Annotated in this window: 4 protein-coding genes and 1 pseudogene; 1 reads left to right on the plus strand and 4 read right to left on the minus strand. The window is 30.2% G+C overall.

Features of this window, described 5'->3' with window-relative positions; all coding sequences use genetic code 11:
* Window positions 1-1,501, plus strand: a pseudogene (locus CYP64_RS07305) (ATP-binding protein); the annotation flags it as partial.
* Between the two features lie 423 nt (window positions 1,502-1,924).
* On the opposite strand, the gene CYP64_RS07310 reads toward CYP64_RS07305, so the two are convergent.
* The 4 genes from CYP64_RS07310 to CYP64_RS07325 all read right to left on the minus strand — a co-directional run bounded on the left by CYP64_RS07310 (window position 1,925) and on the right by CYP64_RS07325 (window position 5,705).
* Window positions 1,925-4,375: an aminotransferase gene (locus CYP64_RS07310; protein ID WP_103649242.1), complete on the minus strand. Its 2,451-nt coding sequence runs from the start codon at window positions 4,373-4,375 to the stop codon at window positions 1,925-1,927.
* A complete protein-coding gene (locus CYP64_RS07315; RefSeq protein ID WP_103649243.1) occupies window positions 4,365-4,727 on the minus strand; it encodes a plasmid mobilization relaxosome protein MobC in 363 nt (120 codons plus the stop codon). The genes CYP64_RS07310 and CYP64_RS07315 overlap by 11 nt, the downstream gene beginning before the upstream one ends.
* A 149-nt stretch (window positions 4,728-4,876) precedes the next feature.
* Window positions 4,877-5,425, minus strand: coding sequence for a hypothetical protein (locus tag CYP64_RS07320; RefSeq protein WP_103649244.1), 549 nt, complete (start codon window positions 5,423-5,425; stop codon window positions 4,877-4,879).
* Window positions 5,403-5,705, minus strand: a complete 303-nt coding sequence (locus CYP64_RS07325) for a hypothetical protein (protein WP_103649245.1) — start codon at window positions 5,703-5,705, stop codon at window positions 5,403-5,405. The genes CYP64_RS07320 and CYP64_RS07325 overlap by 23 nt, the downstream gene beginning before the upstream one ends.
* Between the last annotated feature and the right edge of the window lie 394 nt (window positions 5,706-6,099).

Genomic DNA, 6,099 nt, shown 5'->3' on the forward strand with positions numbered 1-6,099 from the left:
TTGTAAAATAGTAAGAAAATTTTTATCTTTTTTGGATAAAAATAACATTACATATGATAAAAGTATACAAACTCTATTTAAGCATAGTTATTTTGGTATAGATGATTTGTTGTGCGCAAGTCCTTATAAATTTAAAGGCAATGATATTGAACAAAACAAGGCATATATAAAAAATGAACTAGAAAAAATTTCGAATAATAATAAAACAAAAGACAGGTGGCTAGAGCTACTTAATATATGTGTAGAAATTTATAATACGATTGATGATAGCGATAAATATAGTTTTAAAAATAACTTTAGTATGTTGCTTGAAATTTTATCAAGCAATGATTCGCAACTGTTTATAGAGGTTTTAGGCGAGTATTTTAAGCTAGGTGATCCATTTTCATTATATTTGGATCATCGTATTCTTATAAAGATTTTGGGCAAAAATGGTGCTTTTGAGTTTATAGAAAAACAGAATTTTAAAGCAAAAGACTTTTGGAGATCTGGGATATTTGCGGCCATAGACGAAAACGATATCACTCAAACAGATGTTAATAATTTGCTTGATTTGTATAAAAGTGCCGATATTGCGAATATCCCACAATACTTTAACTATTTGCAAAAGTATGAAAATATCAAAAAAGACATTACGCTAAAAATATTAAAAGTACTTTGCAATAGAGCTATCAGCAATAACAAATTTTTAATAACTATTGAGATGTTTTTCTACCAGTTTGCTGGTATGTTAGATGAATATATCAAAACAGATAAAAAACTGACAGAAACAGCATATTTTATGAGACTAAAAGATAATATAAATTTTGATCATGATGCCAACATCTTAAATAAATTTCTAAACTATGATTCTGATTTTATACACAGATATATAATTAATATATTAAACGCTCTTGGCAATGGTGTTTATAGCGTTGATATGCATACAGATTTTTCCATCCTATTTAATAGAAAAGACCATGAAGAAATATTTTTAAAAATTATAGAAACTATACATAAAATACCTGATAAGAAATTCGTTTTTGAAAAAGGGGAATTTCTAAAATCATTTTTTATGGGATTTCATTCGCCATTATTAGATACACAAAAAACAATAAATATTATTAAGAAATTTATAGATAAATATTTTATGGATAAAGAAAGGATGATTTTTATATCTAGACTTATCTGCGAGTTTAATAGCGATAAATCTGAAAATGCCAACATTGATACCAGGGCACATCTATACGCCTATATGGTTTCAAAAAATAGTGATTACGAGTTATTTAAAAGCCTAAAATTTGAGAAAAATTCAAGAACAGCCTATGGAAGCTGGGTGTCCGTAATACAAAGAGATATTGAATTTTATGAAAAACTAATGTCTGTGATGAATACGGCAAACTTATTAAAACACAGGACTTTTATTAAAGATATAATTGATGATTTAAAACGTCGTATTGATAGAGAAAAGAAATTTGATTTTATGGAAGATGAGAGATTTATAGATATTAATTGGCAATAAAATAAATTAATATAGTTTTTTACAAAGTAAAGCTTTGACTAATTTAAATAGTAATTACAGACAAGATGACTTTATCGTGTTATATTTGAAATTAGAGGGACTAAAAAGGCTTTGAACAGATAAAGGACATACCAAACTCCTATATGACTGCCGATGACATAGAAGTCGGAGTTGGGAATAAAATCCCACTATGGTTGTTTGGGTTTTTGTGTTAATACCTGCCTGATCAGATTAACTTTATTTATTTGTGCATATTAGTATTATGTTCCTAAATATTTAAGGATTAGATACTAAAGACTAGTATGATTGACAAGAAAAGAAGAAATATATTGCCGCAAGGCTAGCAATCAAAAAGATATAGACTTTTAGCTGATACGTTTAGTTTTATAAGAGACTTTCATACCTCGCTGATGTTTGTTTTGCCTACCTCTCCAAACTATCATATCCTGACTTTATATTCTGTTCTTTGGTCTCTATTATATTTGATGGTTGTTTTGTTTGCTCTATCCCAAAATCTTTATCAAGTCCTTGATCATATAGCTCTTGCTTTATTATTTTTAGTGAATCAAATGATATATGATCCTCTGTTAGACATATCTTATCTGTTTTATAACGCTCCTTTAGCTTATTAAAACCTTGCATATCTTTCCAATCTTTCATATATGTTTTTATATTATAAATTAAGCCTTTATAGTTAATCTTAGCTATATCCGATAGATATTTTTTAAAGCTTTCAGTTCTATTTATAAAAGCTAAATAGCATCTATTTATATCTAAATGGCCATCGATACCTTTTACGAAGCCTTCATATTCATTTTGTTTAAGTCCTAACTTTTTAATGACGCCATCATTTAAAAATCCGGTTTTTATCTTTCTGGCTGCTTCATAAAATTTATCTCTAATGTAGATATATGGAGTATAGTGTCTATTTTGGTTAAAAGAATAGGCTGTGTTTTCTTCTGGCAAGTATAGATATCTACTGTTATTATTAAAGAGTATTTGATAATCTTTATATTTTTTAACCACAGTATTCTCGTCAAAGTATTCTATTAGCTCTTTTATTGGAATCTTTGATGATATAGCTTGGTAGCTTGCTCTTTTAATATGCGAGTTGGTATCTTTTGGTTCATGACTAAGCTCATATTTTCTTAGATTTTGTAAATCTTCATATATGGCTTTAATATCCATATTATTAATATCTGTTTTTAAGCCAGCATCTTCAATGGCTCTTGTATTATCAAAAGTTTTTCCACTAATGCTTACAAGTTCAGATCCTGGCACTGGAGTGTAGTGAAATTTACTAGGATGCAAGCTGGAGTTATTTACTATGTTATATAGCCCAAGCTCTCTTGTTATCTCTTTTATGTATTCATCATATTCATTTAAGCTTGGAGCATCTGTTGTGGGTATGATGAGTTTAAATTTCTCTACTTTTGTGTCTGGTGTTTGATATGTGGTTGGGTATATGAAGCCTTTTATTCCTTTACTTTGTAGTAAATTTTGAGCATCATTTGCACTAAATTTAGAGTTATCTATATCATATATAAGCGTAGGAGTTATACTATCAATATTACCAGCTTCTTCACTTTTATCTTTAAAAGTTGCCACTGATATAGCTGAATAGTTTTTAAGTATTGATTTTAGATTGTATGGCTCTATTTGTATTGTTTTCCAGCTATTTAACACTTGAGTTTTTGGGTCTTTATTTGGCGTGCCAAAGTCACTACTTACACTTAATGTTATCTTTGGCTCATTTTTATTAGCTTGAAGCTCTATAAGCATTTGCTCTAGCTCATTAACTACGTGAAACAACGCTCCTTTTCTGCCATTATAGACTATCTTACACATTAGGTCAGTTAGATTATAAGTTCCCTTAAAACCATCCACTCTTACTTTATATTTGTCATTTACCATTTCAGGTTTTGCAGTGATGTTAAATTTTGCATTGATCATAGGCAAAAATTCCCTTATATCCACTGCATTAAGTCTCTTTGCCCTATCATAGTAGTCTTTTTTGAAACTCTCATCTTCTTCTATCATTCTTAATATATAATCAGCTGTAGAATTTTTAGCATCAGCTAGTAGCTCTTCAACACTTATATTGTGCTCTTTTATATTTGCTTTTGGCTCGATCACTACATCCGTTTCTATCTTCATCTGCGTATCTTTTTCTTTGCCTTTCTTAACCTTTTGTGCTGCACTTTTAAAGCTTTCATATTGCTTTTTTAGTTGGTCTTCATCCATACTTAAAGGCTCTATATTATTTAATCCATACTTGTTAGATAAGATGTCATTAACTACTCTTTTAAATTTCTCTGCTGATTTAGCCATAATAGCTTTTACTTGTTGCTTGGCTGCACCTTTTGTATATATTACTCCACCAGTTTTTACGCTATGAGTAAATTTCATATTTTCAAAAGAGACTATTAGATGAATATGAGGCTCTCTTTTTAAAGGTTCACCGTTTTTATGTTTCTTGTTTAATGTTCTATTTTCTAGCGCCCCTTCTGGACGAGGAATATATGGCTCTTCTTTTATTATAGGCAGATGAGCTTCAGCATAAAAAAGTAGCTCATCTATGTCGTGATTTGGGAAAGTTAGCCTCAAAAAATCCATTATAAGCTCATCTATATTGCCACTTTCATATAGTCTGCTCCACTCCTCTGAAGTAAATGACAAGGATATATGATAGTAGTTATGTTTCTTATTCTTTTTCTTTATCTGGTGCCTTTCAGACATCTCGATAAGATCTAAATTTCCAGCCAGTGGCAATCTATCATCTTTTTCATCTCTAGTTAGCTTTGAATCTCTTTTCTTGCCAGTTTTTAGATAATCGGCTATGCCCTTTTCTCCCTTTGAGATCTTAACTATCATATCTACTCCTTATTAGGCTTAAAATTTCAGTTAGCACTGATTGAGTTTTGTACAAATCTTCTTGTGCTCGCAGTATCACTTCTAAATCTATATTGCCACTGGTCTTATAAGCTATATTTAGTTTCTTTGCTATTTGATTAATGTTATTAAAAGGTCTAGAAAAATTTGCAAGGATTGCTGGATCTAGCTCCTTCTTTTTTATGGGTTCAGAGTTTGTAATTCCATTATCAATAAGATAGGAAATAATTTCTGATCTTGACATATCTAACTCTAGAGCTATTTTAGATAACTTATCATATTGTTGATAAGTTATCCTTGTGGAGAGCACTTTATCCTTAATGTTTTTTAGCATATGATATCCTTTCATAAAATTTGTTAGCGAGATGAAGCGTTTTAACGCTTCTTATATCTCGCATTGTAGCCCTCGGCAGAGCAAGATTATACAAGGTATGAAAACGAAGTGTCATACATTGTATGTGTCTTGCTATTAGAAAAATTTGCTTACTGCTGAACACTGCTGTCACCATTTGTGTTTAGCCATTTAGTAAAATCTTCGCTAGCTTTTTGGCTATCTTGGTTGTAGATATGAATGATAAAGCCTTTAAGATTAGACACGTTATAAAGTGCTTTATCTAGCTTATTTTGTAGTGCAGCTTTGGTTTCATTTGTCTTATGGCTATCATAAAACAAGTAGCCCAAAAAGAAGGTCGCTTCTATAAATAAAAAGGCAATTAATGCATATACTATCTTTTTCATCAAAGAGCTAAAAGATGAGTTAATCTTTGATATAGTTTTATCTGCACTCTTTAGAGTATTTTGAAAGTTGTTTCGGGCCTCTTTTGCTGCACTTATAAGTTCGGTATTTCCTTGCTTTATTAGCTCTATTTTTTCTTTAAAGCTTTTATCAAAGCTATCTGCGGTTTGATTAAAAAGTTCAATATTATTTCTAATATTTTCACTAGCCTTATTGCCCATTTCGATATGCTCTTGTAGAGCAATTACGGCATTTGCCGCAACTGCTGTATCGCTACTCTTGATTGTTAGTGCCATTGCTTAGCTCCTCATCGTTGTTTTTGTCTTCTTTAACCTCAGGAATTTGATCTGTATGAGAGGTTTGATGTGTGTCTTTTGCATCATACTCTTTCCTCCATTTGGAAAACTCCTTGTTTGATAGCTTGATGTTAAAACGACCTTCGATTACTAGCCTACACTCTTTGATCGTAGCTTGTCGTGGAAACAAGACTTCAAGGCATGCTTGTTTAATCTCCTGTTTTGTTTTATTTTTTCTAATAGCCTTTAAATCATTTAAAATAATTTTTTTACTAGTCATATTTTTCCTCCTATGACTTTTTAAAAATTTTATAAAGACAGCAATAGCTATCTCACCAAAATAGACATACTTATAGCGTGCCCAATAAACTCAATATGGTTGGTACTAATGAAGTTTTTTTATTTAAGTAGTTTAAAAGTAGAGAACGATTACAATAAGGGTTCTCGCAACTTATCGTAGAGGTTCTCTTTAACTAAATACTTAAATAGAACCTCTGCTTTTAATTAGTTTTATTCATGTTGGTTCCTTTTTAAATTAATATATTTTTAAAAATTGTGAGCATTATAATCTTTTTTTATAGCCGAGTCAATGAATTTGATAGTAAGTAGAATAAAAAAATGATTTTATGTTTTAAAAAGCACGATATATCAAGGGGTTTTTGCTTATAATTGAT

It is taken from the genome of Campylobacter concisus (assembly GCF_002913945.1).
GTDB lineage: Bacteria > Campylobacterota > Campylobacteria > Campylobacterales > Campylobacteraceae > Campylobacter_A > Campylobacter_A concisus_P.